18 protein-coding genes are annotated in these 20218 nt (G+C 63.5%); 9 read left to right on the top strand and 9 right to left on the bottom strand.

The annotated features are described in order from the left end of the window. Positions 1 to 125 precede the first annotated feature (125 nt). On the bottom strand, positions 126 to 2093 hold the full coding sequence (locus H6718_10040) for a radical SAM protein (protein ID MCB9585730.1): 1968 nt from the start codon (positions 2091 to 2093) through the stop codon (positions 126 to 128). A gap of 105 nt (positions 2094 to 2198) precedes the next feature. Here H6718_10040 and H6718_10035 point away from each other — a divergent pair, with 105 nt between their 5' ends. Beyond that, positions 2199 to 3344 carry a metallophosphoesterase gene (locus H6718_10035; protein MCB9585729.1) on the top strand — a complete coding sequence of 382 codons (1146 nt, stop codon included), beginning with the start codon at positions 2199 to 2201 and terminating at the stop codon, positions 3342 to 3344. Positions 3345 to 3629: 285 nt separating this feature from the next. On the opposite strand, the gene H6718_10030 is transcribed toward H6718_10035, so the two are convergent. Continuing rightward, on the bottom strand, positions 3630 to 4385 hold the full coding sequence (locus H6718_10030) for an enoyl-CoA hydratase (GenBank protein ID MCB9585728.1): 756 nt from the start codon (positions 4383 to 4385) through the stop codon (positions 3630 to 3632). Positions 4386 to 4471: 86 nt separating this feature from the next. Between H6718_10030 and H6718_10025 the strand changes: the two genes are divergently transcribed. Both H6718_10025 and H6718_10020 read left to right on the top strand, forming a co-directional pair. After that, positions 4472 to 5563, top strand: coding sequence for an SEL1-like repeat protein (locus H6718_10025; protein ID MCB9585727.1), 1092 nt, complete (start codon positions 4472 to 4474; stop codon positions 5561 to 5563). Positions 5564 to 6172: 609 nt separating this feature from the next. Then, the gene (locus tag H6718_10020; GenBank protein MCB9585726.1) at positions 6173 to 6952 is read left to right on the top strand and encodes a hypothetical protein; all 780 of its coding nucleotides are present in this window, start codon (positions 6173 to 6175) and stop codon (positions 6950 to 6952) included. 51 nt (positions 6953 to 7003) lie between these two features. On the opposite strand, the gene H6718_10015 is transcribed toward H6718_10020, so the two are convergent. Beyond that, entirely contained in the window at positions 7004 to 8065 is a 1062-nt protein-coding gene (locus H6718_10015; GenBank protein ID MCB9585725.1) for a saccharopine dehydrogenase NADP-binding domain-containing protein, read from the bottom strand. Positions 8066 to 8179: 114 nt separating this feature from the next. Here H6718_10015 and H6718_10010 point away from each other — a divergent pair, with 114 nt between their 5' ends. From H6718_10010 to H6718_10000, 3 genes are all read left to right on the top strand, one after another. Then, entirely contained in the window at positions 8180 to 8689 is a 510-nt protein-coding gene (locus H6718_10010) for a hypothetical protein (protein ID MCB9585724.1), read from the top strand. A gap of 179 nt (positions 8690 to 8868) precedes the next feature. Beyond that, positions 8869 to 10359, top strand: coding sequence for a hypothetical protein (locus H6718_10005; GenBank protein ID MCB9585723.1), 1491 nt, complete (start codon positions 8869 to 8871; stop codon positions 10357 to 10359). A gap of 92 nt (positions 10360 to 10451) precedes the next feature. After that, complete coding sequence (locus H6718_10000; GenBank protein ID MCB9585722.1) at positions 10452 to 11702, top strand: hypothetical protein; 1251 nt, start codon at positions 10452 to 10454, stop codon at positions 11700 to 11702. A gap of 16 nt (positions 11703 to 11718) precedes the next feature. Here H6718_10000 and H6718_09995 read toward each other — a convergent pair whose 3' ends face one another. From H6718_09995 to H6718_09985, 3 genes are all read right to left on the bottom strand, one after another. Continuing rightward, entirely contained in the window at positions 11719 to 12432 is a 714-nt protein-coding gene (locus H6718_09995) for a hypothetical protein (GenBank protein ID MCB9585721.1), read from the bottom strand. Then, on the bottom strand, positions 12425 to 13417 hold the full coding sequence (locus H6718_09990; protein MCB9585720.1) for a hypothetical protein: 993 nt from the start codon (positions 13415 to 13417) through the stop codon (positions 12425 to 12427). Before H6718_09990 ends, H6718_09995 begins: the two co-directional genes overlap by 8 nt. 78 nt (positions 13418 to 13495) lie before the next feature. After that, entirely contained in the window at positions 13496 to 13996 is a 501-nt protein-coding gene (locus H6718_09985) for a hypothetical protein (GenBank protein ID MCB9585719.1), read from the bottom strand. 272 nt (positions 13997 to 14268) lie between these two features. Here H6718_09985 and H6718_09980 point away from each other — a divergent pair, with 272 nt between their 5' ends. Further along, positions 14269 to 14583 (top strand): hypothetical protein, encoded by a 315-nt coding sequence (locus tag H6718_09980; protein MCB9585718.1) that lies wholly within the window; start codon positions 14269 to 14271, stop codon positions 14581 to 14583. A gap of 46 nt (positions 14584 to 14629) precedes the next feature. Continuing rightward, entirely contained in the window at positions 14630 to 16933 is a 2304-nt protein-coding gene (locus H6718_09975; GenBank protein ID MCB9585717.1) for an amino acid permease, read from the top strand. Positions 16934 to 16937: 4 nt separating this feature from the next. Here the strand turns inward: H6718_09975 and H6718_09970 are convergent, their stop codons facing one another. Then, positions 16938 to 17600 carry a DUF3943 domain-containing protein gene (locus H6718_09970; GenBank protein ID MCB9585716.1) on the bottom strand — a complete coding sequence of 221 codons (663 nt, stop codon included), beginning with the start codon at positions 17598 to 17600 and terminating at the stop codon, positions 16938 to 16940. A 65-nt stretch (positions 17601 to 17665) separates the two neighbouring features. Further along, positions 17666 to 17923 carry a hypothetical protein gene (locus tag H6718_09965; protein MCB9585715.1) on the bottom strand — a complete coding sequence of 86 codons (258 nt, stop codon included), beginning with the start codon at positions 17921 to 17923 and terminating at the stop codon, positions 17666 to 17668. Between the two features lie 507 nt (positions 17924 to 18430). On the opposite strand from H6718_09965, the gene H6718_09960 reads away from it, so the two are divergent. Continuing rightward, a complete protein-coding gene (locus H6718_09960) occupies positions 18431 to 19051 on the top strand; it encodes an autotransporter domain-containing protein (protein MCB9585714.1) in 621 nt (206 codons plus the stop codon). A 76-nt stretch (positions 19052 to 19127) separates the two neighbouring features. Here the strand turns inward: H6718_09960 and H6718_09955 are convergent, their stop codons facing one another. Continuing rightward, a complete protein-coding gene (locus tag H6718_09955) occupies positions 19128 to 19856 on the bottom strand; it encodes a hypothetical protein (GenBank protein ID MCB9585713.1) in 729 nt (242 codons plus the stop codon). Positions 19857 to 20218 lie beyond the last annotated feature (362 nt).

Genomic DNA, 20218 nt, shown 5'->3' with positions numbered 1-20218 from the left:
CCTGGTACGTGTTTGGCGCCCAGGCAGTCGCGGTACGAGGCGCGCTCCCTGTTGCTCCAACTCGAAGAGGCGCTGGACCAGTCCGACTTGGTGGCGCGCCTCCACGAGGCAGTGAGCGACACGCTCTAGTCGACCAGGTTCAGGCGGCGGCGGCGACCGCTCGCCTTCGGTGCCACGCCGGGCAACTCGAGGTGCTGTCCCTTGGCGTACACCGGGTGGCGGCCGTGCTCGCGATACCAGTCCGCGACCTTTGCGGACATATGCATCTGTTCGATGATCTGTCGCCAGCCCACGCCGGTGTTGTAGGCGCAAAAGCTGATCTCCCCTTGCTGAGTTCCGTACGGAATAATGCACATCTCGGTGCGCCGGAAGTCGTAGTTGAAGAGGTCTTGGAACCACATTCCGGCGACGAACAAGAACCGCCACTCGAAGCCCTGGGCGTCGCCCTCGGTCGTGCCAACGGCGTCACCCGTAGCGCCCGCTTGGCTCACGCACTGGCGCACGAGCTCCGTCAGTCCGTAACCAGCGGGCGCGCGCTCGGGTCTGAAGTTACGCGCGAGACTCAGCGCCACACCACTCATCACGTGAGCCTTGCCCCGCCCGGCGTCCGCGACCTCTTGGAGATCTTTCAGGACCTGTTCGACATCGATGAAGTCGCAGAGCGGCGCCCACGCCTTGGTGCGCTTGTTCACCAGGAGCACGGTGCCAATCCCGCAGTTCGGATGGCAGCCACACTTGAGTGCGCCAAAGTCCGTGTCGGGTCCGAGTAAAACGTCCACCACATCGCTGAACGGGTTCATGGCCGATAGCGGAAACCAATCGCGGAGCGGCTGGGTGGCTCCGAGTTGGTCGCTCAGGTCCTGGGCCAGATGGCTCAGGGTGTAGCGCTGAGCGTGTCGCCGCTCGTCACTGATGTCCTCGTCCCGCCCCGTGAAGCTCACCGGTTGAAAGCTGACGACGGTGATCTTCTCGGCGTTCTCCAGGGCAAACTCCACGATGGGTCCGACCTCCGCGTCGTTGACCCCGCGCACCACCGTGACGACCAGCACGACGTCGATACCTGCCGCGTGCAGGTTGTCGATCGCCGCCTGCTTGACGTCGAAGAGGTTGCCTACCTTGCGGTGCTCATGGGCGGCATTGCTGACACCGTCGAACTGCAGGTAGACGAGGCGTAGCCCCGCCTCCTTTGCCGCACGGCAAAATTCCGGTTCCTGCGCGAAGCGGATCCCATTGCTGGCGCACTGCACGCAAAAATACCCAACCTCTCGAGCGTAGTGGACGGCATCGATGAAGAAGGGACTCAGCGTCGGCTCACCTCCGGAGAACTGCACGCTCATCTGGCGGCGGGGCTGGATACTGAGTGAATCGTCCAGGATCTTGGTGACCTCATCCCAGGTCAGCTCGTGGACGTAACCGACCTGGTTTGCGTCCATGAAACATGGGTCGCACATCATGTTGCAGCGGTTCGTCAGATCTACGGTGAGTACGGAGCCACGTCCGTACTTGATGCTGCTGGTGCCATGGTTGCGGAGCTTGGTCTTTGGCGCGAGATAGTCGCGCCCCGGAAACAGGCGCTCGATGCGCGCGAGAAACTCCGGGCTCACGCTCATCACGTCTTCAAAGTCGCCGTGCACGGCACAGGTCTTTCGCATCACGATGCGACCCGTTTCCTCAAGGATCTGCGCCTTGACCTCCCCGGGGTTGCCATCCACGAGCTCAGTCAACGGAGTCTCCCCACTGAGAATCGCGCGACGCGTCTCCTTTACGCATTCGGGACACAAGGAGTCAGTCTCACGGGGCCAACCCAGCTTGGGAAAGCTGCGCTCCGCCTTGCGGATCAATGGTGCTGGCGCCCACTTCGGCTGCACTCGGGGCCCCGGACGCACGCTGCCAAGCTTGCGATGCAGCGGGAAAGCTGCCTTCGCGGCCAAGACGAGCGCTTGCTCAGCGCGACGCAACACGCGCTGTCGCAAGCTGAGTTGCCGGTGCGTCGCCTGTGCGTTTCTGACTCGAAACGAAGCTGCCTCGGACGGAGCAACGGCGCCCTCTTCTAACGAGCCGCTGTGGCCAACGCTCGGGGCGCGCTCATGCATGTCGAAATGGCCAGGGACGGGACGCTGTGACATCGGGATCAGAATAGTCGACACGAGCCCAGAGGCGAGCCCGCTCTTCAGGACGGGTGCTATGCTGCCGTGGCTATGCGCCTACTCGTCGCAAGTGATGTCCACCTGGGACCACATACACCCTCACGGGTGGACCGCGCACTGGCGTGTATCCTGGACCAGCATCCAGGCCACGAGTTGGTGTTGGCGGGCGATATCTTCGATCTATCGCTTGAACCGCGCGGTAGCGACCTTGGCGCTAGCCTGCGGCAATTGCTGACTCGGACGTCCGAGTTGCCCCGTTCGCTGCACACCCACCTGGGAGCGGGGCACCCCGTCACGCTGCTCGTGGGAAACCACGACGCCGAACTGCTGACCGAAACGGGGCGAGACGCACTGCTCTCGAGCCTCGATCTGAACCACTCCGCACCACTGAGTGTGGCGCCATGGTTCATCCGGCGAGGCGGTGTGCACGTCGAGCATGGTCACCTCTACGACCCGGACAACGCGCCCACCCATCCGCTCGCGTGCTGGAAAGAAGGTACAGAACCGTTGGGTATCGCACTGACTCGGCGCTTCTTGGTGCCGAGTGGCGCAACCTACTTTGCTCATGCTCATCAGACCACACCACTCAAGGGGCTCCTAGACGCCTTCATCCAGTACGGGGTGAACGCACCGCGCATCGTCTACCAATATTTCCATGCGGCTATTTTGCTCACCTTAGAGTCCCGGTCAACCTCTCCTCAAGCTCAGCTCCTGAAACAGGAACGCTACGTCGGCCACGGTCGCCTACAAGACTTCGCCGAGAGTGTAGGCTTGGAGATCCAGCTGTTGACGGAGCTGCTGGCAGGCGCGGTCCAACCAACGCACCACGACTTCAGCGACACCTTCATGCGCTTGTACTTCGACCGCATCTTGTGCGCGGTGGTTGGTTCGCTGGGAAGCGCAGCACTGTTGCCCCTGAGTCCGCCTGCAGCACTTGGGCTCGCCTTGCTCGCCAGCGCATACTTGGTGCAGTCAATCGCCCTGCAAGGGAGCCGCTACTCGGAGGCACCTCGAGAAAGGCTGCGCGCAGCCGCGGCGCGGGTTGCAGCAACGAGTGGCGCGGACTTGGTCGTGTTCGGGCACACTCACCACGAAGACGAAGCTCCTGGTTACATCAACTCCGGATCCTTCGCCTTCGGTCGCCAGGAGAGCCACAGCTGCCTGGTCATCGAAGACGGCACAGCCCGCCGGCTGTAAGCCGTCACCCTGCTAGTGAGGCGTTTCTGTGATTCGCTGAACGAATCAACACAGCGTTCCTCGTCTCAAGAGTAGTACGCGTTCTGCAGCGAACTACGGAGACAGGACACTAGCTGGGTGTTGAAAAACACCCTGCCAAACAACAACAACCGTGCCCGCGCACAACTCGGCCAGATCTCGCTCTCGCAAAACCCTCACTTCTATGGGGTTTTGCGAGAGCGTGGTTCAAAGATCCGCGCGGATAAGCACGCAGGATGCTGAAAAACGGAGTTTTTCAGCATCCTGCTAGTCGAAGTTTGGCTCGCGCTTCTCGAAGAAAGCGCGGATCGCCTCGTGTGCTTCGGTGGAACGGATTCGCTCCATGAACACGCGACCTTCTTCGGCCATTATTTCCGCGAGGTTCTGGTTGGTACCCCGGCGCATTAGCCGCTTGGTCTCGCGGACCGCAGTGGGCGCGAGCTTGCCGAGACGGTCACACGCATCGCGAGCGAGCGCGAGCGCTTCCCCTGGCGGGCAAGCTCGAGTCACAACTCCGAGCTGATGCGCCTCCTCGGCGTCGAACTTCTTGCTCAAGAGGAGCAACTCGGCGGCGCGCTGGTGACCCATGATGCGTGGCAACAGGAGCGACGAGCCGGCTTCAGGGACTGCTCCGAGATCGACGAACGGCATGCGAAAGCGGGCGGTGGTGTCGGCGTAGACCAAGTCACAGTGCAAGAGCAGGGTTGTGCCAACCCCGATCGCAGGGCCACTCACCGCTGCGACCAACGGCTTGCTCAGTCGCGGTAGCCAAGAGATGAAGCGCATCACCGGGCTCCCTTCGTCGGGAGGGGCGCTCATGAAGTCCTGCAGGTCGTTCCCAGCCGTAAAGCATTGCTCGCCTCCGGTGATCAGCGCCGAGCGCAGCTCCTGCTCACCCTCGAAGCGCTCGAGCGCGCTGCAGAGTGCCTCGTACATCTCGAGTGTCAGGGCGTTTTTCTTGGCTTCGCGCTGCAGACGAATCTCGAGGCAGCGGCCTCGCCGGCTGATATCCACGTTGCTCATGGACCAATCTTCGCCGCCGAAGGCGCTCAAGGGGGCAGTTTTGTTTGTCGGTTGGGCCCTGCGAAATCGCAGTATAAGTCGCAACGATGGCAGTCTTGATCAAGCTCTCGCGCGGATCGCTGGGCGCACTCGTCGGGCTGGCGCTGAGCGCCGCTGGATGTGACGAGTCAAAGCCGACTTCTTCCGCACCGAGTAGTGCACCTAGCTCTGCCCAGAGCCCCGCCTTGCTGGAGCTTCCGGATATGCCAAGCGCGAGGCCAGCCCCCAAGCCACCAAGCGCCGCCGACGCGCCGGCCCTCGAGAAGGCGTGCGGCGTTCCCAAGAGCAAGGCGAAACCTCAGCCAGCGCACGCGCTCGGCGCCAGCGAGCCTGCCCCCAGCGCCAGCGCTCCCCAGATCCCGAGCGCGCAGGCCCCAAGCACCCAAATTCCGAGCGCGCCCAGCCCAGAGGCAGCCGCCTGCGCACAGCTCGCGATCCTCTACACCACCGGAGAAGCCGGGGAGGTGAACCATGAGCACGCCTTTGCCCTACGGATTCACGCGTGCAAGCTCGGGGCACTGGACGCCTGTGTGCTCGCCGGCGCAGCACTAGCAATCGGTGACGGAACGAAAGCCGATATGGGCGAAGCGCTCGCCCTCTACCAACGGGCGTGCGACGGCAAGAACGCCGAAGGCTGCCTCCGAGTTGGAGCGTTGCACCAGCTGGGAACAGGAGTTCCGAAGAATGTTGCGCTCGCCTACGAGGCGTTCAAGAAGGCGTGTGAAGCCGGAAACCCCGCTGCATGCTTCAATGTCGGCGCGATGGCAGAAAAGGGCGAGGGAATTCAAGGCAACGCTGCAGAGGCGATCCGGCACTACGGCATGGCCTGCTCGGGCAGCTTCGCCAGCGGATGCTTCAACCTCGGACTGATTTACGATCGCGGGGTGCTCGCCAAGGAGAATGCGGTGTGGGCTGCAGCGCTCTACAAGATCGCATGCGACGGCGGTCACCCCGGAGGCTGCGGGGGCTACGGCGGTTTGCTCTACGCGGGACGCGGCGTGGAAAAAGACACAGAGCAGGGACACCAAATGATGCAAGAGGCGTGTGGCAAGGGTTCCGACTGGGCGTGCCACCTCATGCGCAAGCTGGTGGAGCAGACGTCACCCGCGCCATCCTCCAGCACGAACGAACCCCAGTAGTACTTTCCCCTGGGAAATCACGGCCCCTAGCGCCGCGCCGCTCGATTGAAACGCGTTCAACAGCGACGGATGGTCGACCCACGCTTAGGCAAACGGACGCCTTAATAGCGGACCAAGACGGGTCGCGACGAGGCCCCCGGAGCGACCGCGCCAGAGTATCAGGTTGCACGACAAGCCCCCCGCTCGGTCTCGCTTTGAGAACAGCAATGCAACTTCTGCATGGCGTTCGCCAAAAGCGCCACGCAGGCCTGACGGTGGCCCTTCGCATGCCCAAGCGGATGCTGCGCGGCCTCGATCACTCATCAGGCCTTTCCCTTTTGATTCCACAAGGATTCAGCACACCCTGAAGTCTTGTCGCGCAAGAAATTCGCGCACCCGCGCAGACCGCTACGTATACGCGGTCAACCAAACGTTGGAACCCGTGTGGAAACTACACTCCGTGCCGCGCCGCTTCTCGACCCGATAGCCGCGCCGAGCTTAGAGACAGCGGTGTTTGCGGGTGTGGTTTTCTCCGCGAGGCGCTAGCCATCGCGGTGACGTTGCGTATCATCGACTCTCCCCTCACTCGATGTTCGACCCTCTCGAGCATCACAACATACGAGACCGTCGATGATTGTCTTTCGTCAAACTTCGCTGGCTGGACTAATGCCCTTCCTTGCGGGAAAGCTAGAACTGTTTCCGTGGGGTTTCTCGCCACCAGACGAAACGTCGCAGATAGAAGAGCGCCTGGACTGGCGCGAAGCCGATCGCGCCGCCTCGCATTTGCTCACGGGCGGCACACCGCTCGTGCGGCGTGCCGCAACTGCGTTCCTCGCGACGGCGCGCCACGCGCGTCTCCGCGAGGCAACGTCCGTCGCCACCCTCGCGCTTTCGATCAGTGAGTCGAAGCAGGGGGCTCACACCGGAGTCAGCCTTGGGCTCGATCGAGACGTCCTGGACGCCTTGCCTAACTGCGTTGTGGTTCCCCAAGGGGACGCCCCACACGAGGTGCTGCTCGAGGCTGTGCTGACCCGTCGAGGTTGGGACAGCGCATCCGACCCCTCCACCGTCAAGCGGGAGGCAACCTTGGCTTTCATTGCCACGTTCATCGCCTCCCGCGCACCTCAGCGACCAGGCGGTCTAGTCTTGGTTGCTCTCTGCAGTCGCATTCACAATGATCCCCGACTGCGCATCGCGACGACCGCGGAGGGTGGACTGCAGCCCACCCTCACCTTTGGTCTGCCGCCCAATGCTCTGGTTGAAGCGGTTCCTCACCCGAGCATGCCGCCAGCTCAACTTGCTGCCTTGGCGCTGATGCTACGCCAACAACGCCTAGGCCACATGGTGCTTCGGCGGCACAACAACTCACCGCGCGTAGAGTTCGACGGTGACCGCCCACCAGCCAACTAGGGTCCGGTCTCCATAGCTTGTCGAGGACGTGGTGTTGATTGCGCTCGTTCTTCAGAGCAAGTCTTCCCGACGCACGTTTTCGAGATCGAGAACGAAGTCGGCTCCCAACGCGGTCGCCGGGGTTTGGAAGCCACCCGGTAGCTTGCCGGCGAACGCCGCCTCGACGACCTTCAGCGACGCGTCGGCCGTGAGCGAGTAGCCCTCGGGGGTCTTGAGGCGACTGACGACGCGCTTGCCTCCGGCGTTCTCGACTTCACCCCAGAGAAAGCTCGCACCGCGAGCTCGTTGCTCGTCCGTCGGTCCCGCGGGGCCTTGATCGATGCGCCGCTGGAGCTTGCCCTTGACGAAGCTCGACCCCATCAGCGCCGGCATCATGTCGGCTATGCGTGCCCCCACGGCCGCCGCCTTGGGCACCCGCGTGTACACCTCGATGTTCGGGATCCCCGTGCTGAAGGAGGCCGTCGAGACATCTCCCCACGGAATCGCCATGCAGTGCTGCTCACCGACTTCGCCGAAGTCGATCACCCGAGTCAGGCTGCCGAGCGGGCTATCCACGATCTCACCACCTCGCCGGACAAGTCCGCTCTTGCCGAGGTTTCGTACCATCGTGGTCGCGGTGCCGTGAGATGTCTTGGTGAGCCCCATGAAGGCTAGGCGCAAGAAAGTCGCATCAGGCAGCCGCTGCTTGAGGTGCAACGCCAGACAATCCGAAGGCACGACGTCGAAGCCCGTGCCGGGCATCACGCAGATGCCTGCCGCCTGAGCCTCGGCGTCTCGCGCCTGGGCCGCCTCGAAGACCTGGATCTCTCCGGTAATATCCAGGTAGTGCGCCTTCACCGCGAGACACGCGTCGAGCATCGGCTTCGACGTGACCTCGAACGGGCCCGCACAGTGCAACACCACACTGATGCCGTCCAAGTTCTTCTGGAGGGCGGTAGGGTCATTCAGCCCAAAGCTCCGCGCCTCGAAACCGAAGCGCTTGGCGACTGCTTCAGTCTTCGCGGGGTTCCGCCCCGCGAGGATGGGATGCATCCCTCGCTCAGCAGCAAAGCGAGCGGTCAGCTCACCGGTGTAGCCATAGGCACCGTAGATCAGGCAGCGGGGCTCACTCATGTCGATGACCTCCAGCCGACTCGGGGGCGCGTCAAGTCGATCCGCGCGCGACGTCGATCCCGCCCAGCCCATCGGGGGATGCCGCGCCAGCGGCGTCGAGAGTATGCTCCGATCATGCGACGTCAGCTGACCGCCTGTTGTCTCGTCTGCTTCGCCTGGGGCTGCGCCAAGGACGAACCACCCCCGGCACCGCCCGTCGCTCCTGCGCAGGCGGAGCCGAGCGACGAGGACCAGCGCCCGGAGAAGGCGGCCGAGGAGCAAGAAGCGCCCGAGGCGCCCGCAGCTGGCGCGGATCTGCCGAAGTCGACGAACGGAGCGACGGCGACTCCCCAAGGCGGGTTGAAACAGGACAAGCGGAAAGAGGAGCCCCAGTTCACCGACCTGAAGAGCGCAGAGAAGGCATTGATTGCTGCGGATTTGGAGTTGGTCGACCTGCTCAAGGGTGCGACCGCCCTCAGTGACTCGGACGCTCGCTGCGAGCGAGCCTGTCGGGCGTTTGCTTCATTGGAGCGCGCCGCAGAAGGTGTGTGTCGGCTGGCCGGCGAGAGCGACGATAAGTGCTCTCACGCGAGAGCGCGGGTCAAGGTGCACTCGGAGCGGCTCAAGGCCTGCGACTGCAAATAAGCCACGCTTGCCTCCAACCGTCGGAGTCGCTGCAGCCGTTAGCGACCGCGGCTGAAAAGTTTTTCAGTAGGGTGGGATCCGGAGGTGATCCGCCTGGTTTTCTGCGCTTTGCGCGCGAGCTCGCAGCTAATATCCCGCGCCGCACCTGCCTCCGCCCGCATTCTCATAGGGAAATTCTTGTGTCGCCCCGCACGTCCATTCGCTCGACTCGTCCTCTCCATTACCTCAGCTTCGCGTGCGCCCTCGGTGCGTTTGGTTGGCTCAGCGTAGCCCACGCTGGCCCCGCAGAGGACTCGCTCAAGCTCGCCGACCAGGCGATGAACGAGGACTTCCTCGCGACTGACTTCAAGGGCGCGCTGAAGAAGCTCAAGACGGCGCTGAAGAAGTGCGCGAAGTGCGAGAACCCAGTGAAGGCGCGGCTCTACCGTGACCTGGGGCTGCTCTACGCGACCGGGTTCAACAACAAGGGTGCCGCCCTGGTCAACTTCCAGAAGGCCGTGAAGCTCGACAAGGCGGTCACGCTGCCCCGCGCCTACGCCAGCGAGGACGTGAAGAAGCTGTTCCTCAAAGCGGGGGGTCGCAAAGAGACGCTGCTTCACGACGCTGTCAACGAGCAGAAGAAGAACACGCCGGTGCCGATCTACGCCGAGCTCCTCGGCGAGGTGCCGGACGCGGTGCTCACCGTGCATTACCGCGTGGAAGGACAGAAGGTCTTCAAGGAGCTCGCGATGGACTCCCGCAGCGGTGGCTTCGGGGCGTACCTGCCGTGTGAGTCGGTGCTCAACAAGGACAGCATCGAGTACTACGTCACGGTCAATCGCGCTGACAAGCTGGTGTCGACGAGCGGCAGCGAAGAGCTGCCGTTCAAGGTCGAAATGGCCGAGGAAATCGACGGCGAAGTGCGCAGCCTACCCGGCGACTCCGAGCCTCAGAGCTGCGCCAAACCCGTCACACCGGACCTTGACGACGACGACCTGGACGACGAACCGCCGCCGCCCGAGGAGGAGCCCAAGCGCAAGCACAAGAACGTGTGGGTGAGCCTTGGAGTTCAGAAGGATCTAGCCCTGGTGGGTGGCACGGACATCTGCACCTCGTCCTCCCAGGAAGCGGGCCCCTTTTACTGTTTCCGGGAGGATGGGTCCCAGTACCAAGGCGCCCCGGTGGAAGGTCTGTACGACAAGATCGACACCGGCTTCGTGCCCGCGACCACGCGGGTGATGCTTGGCCTCGACATCGGCCTGACGGACAGCCTGAGCGCTTTCGGCAAGGCGGGCTATGTCTTTGGTACGGGCCCCACTCCGGACGGGCTCGCGGAGTCGCTCAAGTTCCACGCCGAGGCGGGCTTGAAGCTGTGGCTCACTTCCAGCGGCGCTTTCCCCACGGAAGGGCTTGGGGTTTACGTTGCGGGCAGCGGCGGCTTGGGCCAGGTCGACGCGAAGAAGAACGTGCCAGTGCAGGAACGCACCGACGTCACCACACGTCAGCCTAACCCACCGGGCCAGCAGGTGGACGCCTGGGCGAAGTACGGCCAAGGCTTTGGAGCGCTCGGCGTGGGCTTCTTCTATCCCCTCGGCCCGGGCGCAGTGATGCTGGATCTGCGCGGCATGTACATGCTGCCCTCGTCCGGATTCGTGGCAGCGCCGGCGCTTGGCTATGGAATCGGCCTCTAGCTGACCGACTTGGCTGCTTTCAGCTAAATTTGAGCTAACCCTGCACTTCAACGTCATTGTTTCAAGGGACGCTCCATGGCAGATCTCGAAATATGCGAGCGGGTGTTGTGGGCGCGCCTCGGCTAGGGCGCATTTCTTCGAGGTCGATCTCCACGGCCTTCGGACTGTTTGCTGTCGCGCTACTGAGCGGCTGTGGGTCGAGCGACGAAGAGGCGGCCGCTGGTGGCGGCGGCGTGCGCGAGCTCTCTGCTGAGTGCGGCGCGATCATCGACGACTGCCTCGTGAACCAGAAGAGCTGCGCGAACGATTCGTCAGGTACGCCTCAGTGCGTTGCATGTCCTCAAGGGGAGTACGCCAATCCTGACACGAAAGTGTGTGCGAAGATCGGCGGCACCAAGTGGGAGCACACCTTTGACACCCGCACGGTGGAGCCCGGCGAGGAGGTCACCGGGCAGTGCCGCAGCTGGACGTTGAATAACCCTGAGGAAATCTGGTTCAACGCGGTGGAGCTGACCCAGGACGAAGCCTCACATCACTCGAACTGGATGTTCGTACCGGACGATCAGTTCGATGGCCCGGATGGCTTCTGGCCCTGCAAAGATCGCAACTACTCTCAGCTGGTCGCGGCGCTCGCTGGCGGCGTGCTCTACGCTCAGAGCACCCAAGCTACCCACGAAGTGCAAAAGTTCCCCGACGGAGTCGGGATCCGTATCCCTCCCCACGCGCGAGTCCTCTCGGACGTGCACATCCTGAACGTCAGCCCGAAGGCGGTCACGGGCGACATGAACATCGCGTTCTATGAGATCCCGAAGGAAGAGGTGAAGACGGTCTTGACGCCGTTCCACCTGTCCTACGAGGAGCTCGATATCCCGCCACAGTCCACTAGCCGCTTCACGGGCGAGTGCGATTTCAGCGAGAGCTTCCAGACGATCGGCAATACGCCGTTCAACATGAAGATCTACTACGCGCTGCCTCACACCCACGCGCTCGGCAGCCGCTTCTTCTTCGAGTTGCTCGGCGGGGATCGCGACGGCGAGACGATCATCGACATCCATGGCTTCAACGGCGAGGCGCGAGGCAAGCAGTATCGGCCGCCGATTGATGTCACCGGCGCTACCGGCTTGCGCTTTGGCTGCGAGTTCGACAACCCGCGCGACGAGACGGTGCACTGGGGCTTCGGCGATCAGGAGATGTGCGAGGTGCTGGGCTTCGCCGAGAGCGACCTCGCCTTCGAGACGTTCGTTCAAGAAGCCAACCCAGACGGGATGGACGGCGCGGTGCCGAAATACACGGGTCCCTGCAGCACCACGGCCTTCCCCTGGAAGCAGGACAAGTCCCAGTAGCTAGCCGCTGCCGGCGTCACTCCAGCTGAAATAGCTCGAACTGTGCCGCGGCGCGCTGCTCTGCGCGCCGCTCACGCCAGCCATCGAGGCGCCGATAGCCGCGGGCTATTGCACGCCCGCCGAGCGCCAAACTCAACGCGCTCAGCGCCCACAGCCAGGTGAACTGCGTGGCCAGCGCCATCGAGCCCAGCAGCCAAAGCGACCAAATCCACGCGGTAATTTGCAGGCGCCGACGACGGCTCGCGTCTCCCGTGCCTGCTCTCAGCATCACCCGAGGCGCGCCGAGCAACCGCCCGAGCTGCTTGCTCGAAAGGCGATGAGCTTGGGGGTGCTGCACCACGCGACCCACCCGGAGCAGCGCCTGACGCGTGCTCGGTTGCTCCCAGCTCAGCAGCTCCTGGACCGCCGGCTCTTCCAAGCGATCGTAGAGCGGTCCCCAGTACACCTCCGCATCGCCTCCACCTCGGTCGGCGCGCTCTGTCACATGCAAGCAGGCCTCACCGCACGCTGCTATTCGCGCGCGCACCAGTCGCAGCGCGACGTCCAGACTGGGCGCCTCTTCACTGACTCGCAAACCGAAAGCCGAACAGCTCTCCGTCTGCTCGAAGCTGCAGCGCACTCGCCTGAACGGCCCTTTGCCGGACGCCCAGCGTCGATAGCCGCGAATCGCGAGCTGCAGGGCAGCTTGGGAGGCAGCTCGGCGGGGGCGCGCAAGCGACCGTTCAGCCAAAGTCACACCCACCGCAGTCGGGAACGTCGATGCCGCCACAGTCCGGGAGATCGATGCCCCCACAGTCCGGCATGTCGATGCCTCCACAGTCAGGCATGTCGATGCCCCCGCAGTCTCCCGCGCCAGAGCCAGCGACTTCCCCTGCGAGGTCGCCGATGTCATAGGCGAACTCAGCCACGTCGAGCGCGTCCTCTACAGAAACATCGAGGTTCACGTTCCTTTCCATATCCTCCCGGATACGATCGAGCGTCCCAGGATCTCGCGCTAGTTGGTCGAGCACCACCCCCGTCAGCAAGACCCCTCCCAGCGCGAACGCGCCGTTTTGATAGAGCGCCGCGCGCTTTCTGCCCTTCGCCCGGACCCCAGCGGCGAAACGCGTCGGAAAGCGCTTCGCTACGCGCGCCAGCTTCTTCTGATCCGACTCGAACCACTGGCTCGGATCCCACCAGCTACCGTCTTCCTCTTTTTCCTTCTGTCGCTGACGGAAGCTAGCCTGGACTCCCACCATCGGGGAAGCATCCGTGAGCCACTTCTTGTACTTTCCGAAGTCATCCGCGGGGAACTGCTTCTTTCGGACAGCGTAGGTCTCGTCCAGGTGGCGCGCCATGTCCTCCACCCGATGCACGAATTTCCGCTTGGCATTATGGTGCCGCGGAAGATTGCGATGTAGCCCGGAGATCAACTTCGAGAAGGCCGCGATTGCGCCCTGGCTCTCGGTGAAAAGCAGGAGTGTCGCAGCGACATTGCGCTGCTGCTCCTCCTGAGGGGCGCGTTGCCCGGTCGGCGTTGGCCCCTTGGTGCTGCGATGTACATGCAGCTCGACGAGCCCGGAGTCATCCTTCGCCGAGAGCACCAGCAAGTTGCCCCGGCTTGCGTCTTCATAGAACGTAGAGACGTCCCAAGCGTGGTTCTTGAGGCGCTCCCCGATCAGGCTCAGCCAACGTTCGAAGCGGCGGTCTTTCTCTTCGGCCTTGGATGCGTTCACGCCGCTCAGGGTAACTCCCCGAGCGGCGGTTCTGTGCCCCACGTGTGTTGATTGTCAGGAATAACCCGGGGGAAACGCTCAGCCCTTGTTCGGCTTGGCCGCTTTATGAGTCTTGCTGGGCTTTGCCGGCTCGCGGTCCGTCTTCGACTTGCGCTCGCGCTTCGGAGGGTCGTGGCGCTCCTCGGGAGCCGGCCCCGCAGGTTCGTTGTCTGCTTGGTCGTCGCTTTCTTCATCGTCGTCGCTGGACGTTGCGTGATGCACGTCGCTCGCGGTCTGCGCAATGTCGAGAGCGGTATCGATCAAGGCCAGCAAGAAGCCACCGCCGGAGCTCTCCTCGGGTTCTGGCGGTGCCGCCCCGCAGGCCTGACGCCAGTCGTCTTCTTGGCAGCCGAGGCGGTCCGTGAAGTCGCCCCCGCCGCATTGTTGGAGGCACATCGAGAGGTCCTCGGCGCCGCTCAGGATGCACTGATCTTCGCAGCTCGGGTCACGCTGGGCGGTCTGTGCGACGTACGCAGGCGAGCAGCCAACCAGCGCCTGTAGCCCTAACCCCAAACCCAAAAACCAAGTCCAACGTTGCATGAAACGACTCACTCCCAAGCAGCACGGGGTTGAGTGCAGTCGCCGTGCCAGCCTGCGTCGGAAGCAGTGGGGCGCTCGGAGTCAGCAATTCCAGCCGGTTTTCGGATTTTGGGGGGAGAGGAGCGACGGCAGAGAACGTGATGTGACGTCACACGGCGTAACCGCAGGTGCACAGCCTGGTTTGCGACGCCAGCGCCAAGCCGCTAAGGCGAGGTGTGATCTGGCTGGTGTTGCTCGGCTTGCTCGTTGCCCTCAGCCTGCTGCTGCGTGAACTGACCGGCCTCACGCGGCGCGCGGTGCAAGTCGTCGAACAGCGGGAAGCACCGGCGCGTTTGGCGCGGGACGTGCGCAAGCTCGAGCTGCTTGAGCCAGGCGGCACTCCCGAAACCGCGATCGAGGTCGCGGCGCCTAGCGTGGTCGAAGCGCACGCAGGCCGTACGCCGTGCTCCCAGTGTGGTGCCGCAGTCGAGGTCGAGGAGCACGCTGTGGAGGAACATGCAGGTGAACGCCTACGTGTGGCGCGGTTGCGCTGCCGCAGCTGCGGACACACGCGCACCTTGTACTTCCGCTTGGCCAGACTGAACTGAGCAGGTGCTGGCGCCGGCGCAACAGGCTGACTAGCGTGCGCAGCTCATGAGCGACTCGCCAGCAGGCAACGCAGCGTCCCCCGAGCGCAGCATTGGACTGATGGGCGCCACGGCGGTGGGCATTGGCGCTATCGTCGGCGGTGGCATCCTCGTGTTGGCGGGTGTCGCCTTTCGTGCGACCGGCCCTGCGGCGATGTTGGCGTTCGCGCTCAACGGCGTGATCGCGATCATCACCGCAATGAGCTTCGCCGAGATGAGCACGGCGTTTCCGGAGTCGGGTGGTGCGTACACCTTCGCAAAGAAGGTGCTCAACGTCCGCGCCGCCTTTGCCGTGGGGTGGGTGCTGTGGTTCGCGTACATCGTCGCCGGCGTGTTGTACGCGCTGGGCTTTGCCTCTTATGCGGTGGTGTTGCTGCAGCACCTGTGGGCTCTATTTGGCAAGCCTCCAGAGTGGCTCTCTGGGCGCAGCATGAGTGTGGCGCTCGCTCTCGGCCCGACGATTCTCTACACCCTATCCTTGATTCGTAAGTCGGGCGGCGGCGGAGACTTCGCAACCTGGGGCAAGGTCGTGGTGTTCACGATCCTGATCTTGGCCGGCTGCTGGGCGATCGGGACGAGTCCCCAGGGAACCATCAAGCGCGGAATGTCGCCATTCTTCACCGGTGGCTTCTCGGGCTTGTTGCAGGCTTTGGGCTTCACCCTGATCGCGCTCCAGGGCTTTGACTTGATCGCCGCCATCGCAGGCGAGGTGAAGTCACCGAGCCGAGTCATCCCTCGGGCGATGCTGATCTCGTTGGGGGTCGGCCTGGCGATCTACATTCCGCTCTTGTTCCTGGCGGCGACCGTGGGCGCCGACCCTGGTTCGGACATCGTCGCGATGAGCAACGCGAACCCAGAGACCGTGATGGCTAATGCCGCGCGGAATTTTATGGGCGTGACGGGCTATTGGCTCGTGATCATCGCCGCCGTGCTCTCGACGCTGTCCGCGCTCGGCGCGAACCTCTTGGCGGCGTCGCGAGTTGCGCTGTCCATGGCCAACGACCGCACCTTGCCCAAGGTGATTGGTCAGCTGCACGAGAGCCGGCGCACCCCGGTGATGGCGATCTACACCAGCGCGCTGACCTTGATCGCGATCGTGCTGATCGTGCCAGACTTGGCTTCTGCAGGCGCTGCTGCGAGCTTGATTTTCCTGATCGTGTTCGCGTTGGCGCACTGGATGAGCATCCTGGCGCGCAAGCGCACGGAGCAGCGCATGAGCATGCTGCCGCCATCCTCGCCCTTTGCCACGGCGGAGCTGCTCAACACGGAGAAGCCGTTTCGCAGTCCGTGGTTTCCAGTCTTGCCGGTGGTGGGCGGCCTCGCCTGCGCGGGAATGGCGTTGTTTCAAGGCATCGCGGTGCCCGCTGCCGGTGCTGTGGCGGTGCTGTGGTTGGCGCTCGGGGTGCTGCTCTACATGGCGCTGTTCTCTGGCCGCGCGGAAACGTTCGACGCCCTGGCAGAGGCTCACGACCCTGCGCTTGCCAAGCTGCGCGGCCGCAGTCCCCTCGTGTTGGTGCCCTTGGCGAACCCGAAGAGCGCGCCCATGCTGGTCGCGATGGCCGGCGCGCTTGCACCGCCGCGCTACGGCCGAGTGACGCTCCTCAGTGTGATGCGGCCGCCAGATCCCGACGCTCCCGAGCCTGCGCCCGCAGACAACGGCTTGAACCCGGCGCACGCGGTGCTTCGCGACGCCCTGCGAGAGTCGTTGAAAGCTGGGCACCGCCCCGAAGCGCTGATCACCATTGCCTCGACCCCGTGGCGTGAAATTCGCCGAGTGGCTCGCACCTATCAGTGCGCTGGCTTGCTGCTGGGGCTCGGTCATCAGCGCACGGAGAACACGACGCACCTCGAGGAGCTACTCGAGGCGGTGTCGTGTGATGTCGCCTTCCTGAGAGCCCCAGATGGCTGGAGCCTCGACCAGGCGAAACGCATCTTGGTTCCCGTCGGCGGCCGCGGCGCGCAGGCGGAGCTCCGAGCGCGTCTCCTGGGCAGCCTGGAGCGCGGTGTCGAACGGGACTTCATCTGGTTCACGACGCAACCTGAGAGCGCCGATGAAGACGCCTTGAAGGACGCGCGCCGCAAGCTGCATCGCCTCGCGGAGGATGCGACGACGCGGCCCCCCGAAGTCATCGTCGAGCGCCATGGTTCCCCTGTCGACGCGATCATCGAGCAGGCTGAAGCCTGTGATCTCGTGGTGCTTGGCTTGCAGCGCGGGCGCGGCGGCACGCGGTCGTTCAGTGAAGTGGCTCTACGCGTGGCTTACGAGTCGCCTTGCGCCGTTGTGCTGATCAGTCAGGGCGAGCGGAACTAGCGCGCTAGCATCGGGTGCCCGCGGCGCGTTCCAGCTCGCCGAACGGATCGAGCACGGCACGCAGCACGCCGCGCAGTGTCTTTTGCCCCACGGAACCGGCAGCGCGCCACGCCCAGTAGCGCCCCTCCCCCAAAACCAAGCCAGAAAGGGGCGTAAACCACAGATCGAAGCCGCTAGGGCGTACTCCATTCGCCTCGAAGCCGTACTCCCAGGTGGCGCTGGCGGCGCTGGTGAAGAGCAAGCTTCCGGCGACGCCCAGGTGGCAATGGCGCGCTCGCAAGTAGAGCTCACTGCCGAACAGGCCGTGGCCGATCACGTTGATGTACCAGGGGTCGCCGTCCCACTCGAACGCGCGGGCGTCGCTGTCCCATTTCGGAGGCAACGTGAAGGCTTCCTCGTAGTGCGCCCCCCAATGGGAGGGAGACTCTGCGAACGGCTCAGGCCAGATGTAGGCCTCAGCGACGCGCATGCTCAACATCAGCGCGCTGGCGTGGAGGGTTGGGACGAGCAGGTTCGGCGCGTCGAGCTCGAGCCGCGTCTGGGGTGACGCCTCAGCCACTGGCGGCGCGTCGCTTCGTTCTGCAGCAGAAAGCTCCTGGGCTTCAGCCTTCCAAGCCGCCGTGCAGAGTAAGCACAACGTACACATCGAGGCGAGGGGCCGCGTCACGCGGAGACCCTAGCACATCCCGCGTCTGCTTCCGGTCGCCGATTTTGTATCCTTACGGATATGAGTCAGTCAGTTCGGCCGTACGCGAAGTACTGGCACTCTCCGGTCACGAAAACATACGCATGGCCACATTGCGTCGGCAACGCATCCCCCGTGGGTTGCTGTCCTCCGCCCTCGAGCTGGACCGCGCCGCGAACCTCCGAGGAGCTGTCGCATACCTCCGGCGCTTCATCCCCACAGGCTACGGTCCCGACACCGCAGAGCAGTTCAAGCAGCAGGCCGACCAGACGCGCTCCTGCTGGCTTCATGAAGTACGTTTCCACCTGCGAAGTCTAGCGAGCCGATGGATCAGGAAATCTGATGAACACGAGCGTCTCCGTGCGGTTTCAATCGACTTCGCAGCGAACCCGCTGCGAGGCTGGAGAAGGACTCGACCTAGGCTACTCGCACGGGCGAGTGACTGTCTGCTGAGGTACGGGGGCGCGGTGAGTGGGGGGACACCCGCACGATTATTACGTGGGAAAAACTCACAAAACTCCCCGTACAAGACAACACCTCGCTAGTTCCTTGCGAGGGTCGCTGCCTTCCAGAGTTGGCTTGAAGAGAAGGAGCGAGGGGCTCGCACCGAGTGTGGTTGGGCACTCGGTTGGCGATCACGTCGGCGTGGGGCGTGGCTGAGGACTGACCACGGGTAGGTGTGATTCTGTATGCGGAGGTACTGAACTCTGATCTCCGCTCGTTCGTTCTTCGCGCCTCGAGGCGCCTGTTTGTAGGTCGCGCCCTCCCGGCGCGATTCATCTGACTGACCGACTGACTACTTGGAGGAAATCATGAAGCGATGGGCGATCTCGATTGGGACGGCGGCAGCCGTATTCGTGTGTTCTAGCGCGGCGCTGGCCGAGTCCGCACCGGAGACTCACGACGGGTTCTTTTTTCGGATCGGGCCGACACTCGGTCCGCTAAGCATCACGGGGAAGGCGGATGCTGGCGGCCCGGAGGTCACCTATAGCGGGTTCTCGTTTGGTAGCGAGTTGATGTTCGGCGGAACCCCCGCGAACGGACTCGTGATCGGAGGTGGTCTGCTCTACTCGCAGGTGTCGGATCCGACACGTGAGCTTGGAGGCGCGGAAGTCACACTAGATGGCACGATGTTCATCACCTCTGCGAACCTCTTTGGACAGTACTACTTTGATCCCACGAAGGGTGGGCACCTCCAGCTCATGATCGGCTACGGCGGCATCGACTTCGTTAGCGCACAAGGCGAGAGCGGGGGCAATGACCCAGTGGGCGTCAACCTCGCCATCGGCGGTGGATACGACTTCTGGATCGGCAGCGAGTGGAGCGTCGGGCCGTTCCTGCGCGTCCAGTACGCGAGCATGAAGCCTTCTGATGTCGAAGTAAGCTACAGCTATCTGTTCCCCACTCTGGGGGCAAGCTTCACTTACCACTGACACGCCCAACGACCTTCGCAAGAAAGCCACGCGGGTTTCCGCGTGGCTTTCTATTCAACAGAGTCCGGAGCGAGGCTCAGCTCCCCATGTTTTTGATCTCTCCACGCAAGCGCTCGCCGATCACGCCGGTGATGTTCTCCCCGAGATCCTTTTCTGCGGCGGTCTGAATTTCGCTCTGAGTCGCGCTGTCGAGCACCGTGAACTTGTCGGAGTTCGTGATGCGCATGATGTAGCGCCCCTTGATGTCCCCCGTCGCAATCTCGACCAGTAGCAGGTCAGCGTAGAAGGAGCCCTTGTCGAAGGTGTGCTCTGCCTTCGAGACCTTGGGGAGCTTCAGCGACCGTTGACGCACAACGGCGAGGTACTCCCAGGCGAGGCACTCTTCCGCCCACTTGATTTGGTCGTCGCTGAGTTCAGTGTCGTCCTGATGGCCTTGGCACAGGTAGAGCGTAGTATTTCCCAGAGGAATTTCTCCCGCCTCAGCGGAATGGCTGGGTTCCTCAAGCCAGGGGAGGCCAACGACCACGACTTTGGAATCCTCCAGCTTATCCTTGAGGGGCTTGTTCGCCCGGACCTTTGGCTCCTTCTTGAGCTTCGTCACGATGCCGTAGACGCCATCGTCGATATGCTTCTTCAGCTTCGGCTTGAGCTCGGCCGTCTTGGCGACGTTGGGTGAAACAGTTGGAGTCGCCGCCGCCGGGGTTGGATCTGGCGCCTTGCGTTGCTTGCACGCCAAGAGCGGCACCCCAAGTGCCATCACGAGCGGCAAGAGCCGCAGACCTCGTCCCACGTCACACCCACGCATCAGAACCTCCGACCTGTGCCTCAGCACCGCGAAACCTCATCAACGAATCGTGATTGCAGGCCCGATGCCAACCAGATCGAGCACCGCCAACAGTACGACACATGTGAAGAACCAGCTCTGGAGCGCGCCTTTCCATCGCCGCGCCCTCACGCCACCCTTCGCGCCCCCCTGGCGCGAGCCAGAAAACCAGCCCCCTGCAACAGGCACAGACCCGTTGCATGCAACCAACTGAGCGATGCTATCCGAAGTCCCGTAACTGGGACGTGGGATCCCGCTCACGGGACTGCAGAGACTCCGAGCTGCGTTCGGAGCGAGCCGCTTTCAACTGCGGTTTCAATCACTTAGCGCGGTGGCGCAGATGT

This window comes from Polyangiaceae bacterium (assembly GCA_020633205.1).
Taxonomy (GTDB): domain Bacteria; phylum Myxococcota_A; class Polyangia; order Polyangiales; family Polyangiaceae; genus JAHBVY01.
Note: the sequence above shows the minus strand (reverse complement) of the source record. Positions and strands in the feature narration are given on the sequence as shown.

Coding starts and splice junctions, on each gene's coding strand:
- H6718_10040 (MCB9585730.1), bottom strand. CDS start 2,093: ATGCATGAGCGCGCCCCGAGCGTTGGCCACAGCGGCTCGTTAGAAGAG.
- H6718_10035 (MCB9585729.1), top strand. CDS start 2,199: ATGCGCCTACTCGTCGCAAGTGATGTCCACCTGGGACCACATACACCC.
- H6718_10030 (MCB9585728.1), bottom strand. CDS start 4,385: ATGAGCAACGTGGATATCAGCCGGCGAGGCCGCTGCCTCGAGATTCGT.
- H6718_10025 (MCB9585727.1), top strand. CDS start 4,472: ATGGCAGTCTTGATCAAGCTCTCGCGCGGATCGCTGGGCGCACTCGTC.
- H6718_10020 (MCB9585726.1), top strand. CDS start 6,173: ATGATTGTCTTTCGTCAAACTTCGCTGGCTGGACTAATGCCCTTCCTT.
- H6718_10015 (MCB9585725.1), bottom strand. CDS start 8,065: ATGAGTGAGCCCCGCTGCCTGATCTACGGTGCCTATGGCTACACCGGT.
- H6718_10010 (MCB9585724.1), top strand. CDS start 8,180: ATGCGACGTCAGCTGACCGCCTGTTGTCTCGTCTGCTTCGCCTGGGGC.
- H6718_10000 (MCB9585722.1), top strand. CDS start 10,452: ATGCGAGCGGGTGTTGTGGGCGCGCCTCGGCTAGGGCGCATTTCTTCG.
- H6718_09985 (MCB9585719.1), bottom strand. CDS start 13,996: ATGCAACGTTGGACTTGGTTTTTGGGTTTGGGGTTAGGGCTACAGGCG.
- H6718_09975 (MCB9585717.1), top strand. CDS start 14,630: ATGAGCGACTCGCCAGCAGGCAACGCAGCGTCCCCCGAGCGCAGCATT.
- H6718_09960 (MCB9585714.1), top strand. CDS start 18,431: ATGAAGCGATGGGCGATCTCGATTGGGACGGCGGCAGCCGTATTCGTG.
- H6718_09955 (MCB9585713.1), bottom strand. CDS start 19,856: ATGCGTGGGTGTGACGTGGGACGAGGTCTGCGGCTCTTGCCGCTCGTG.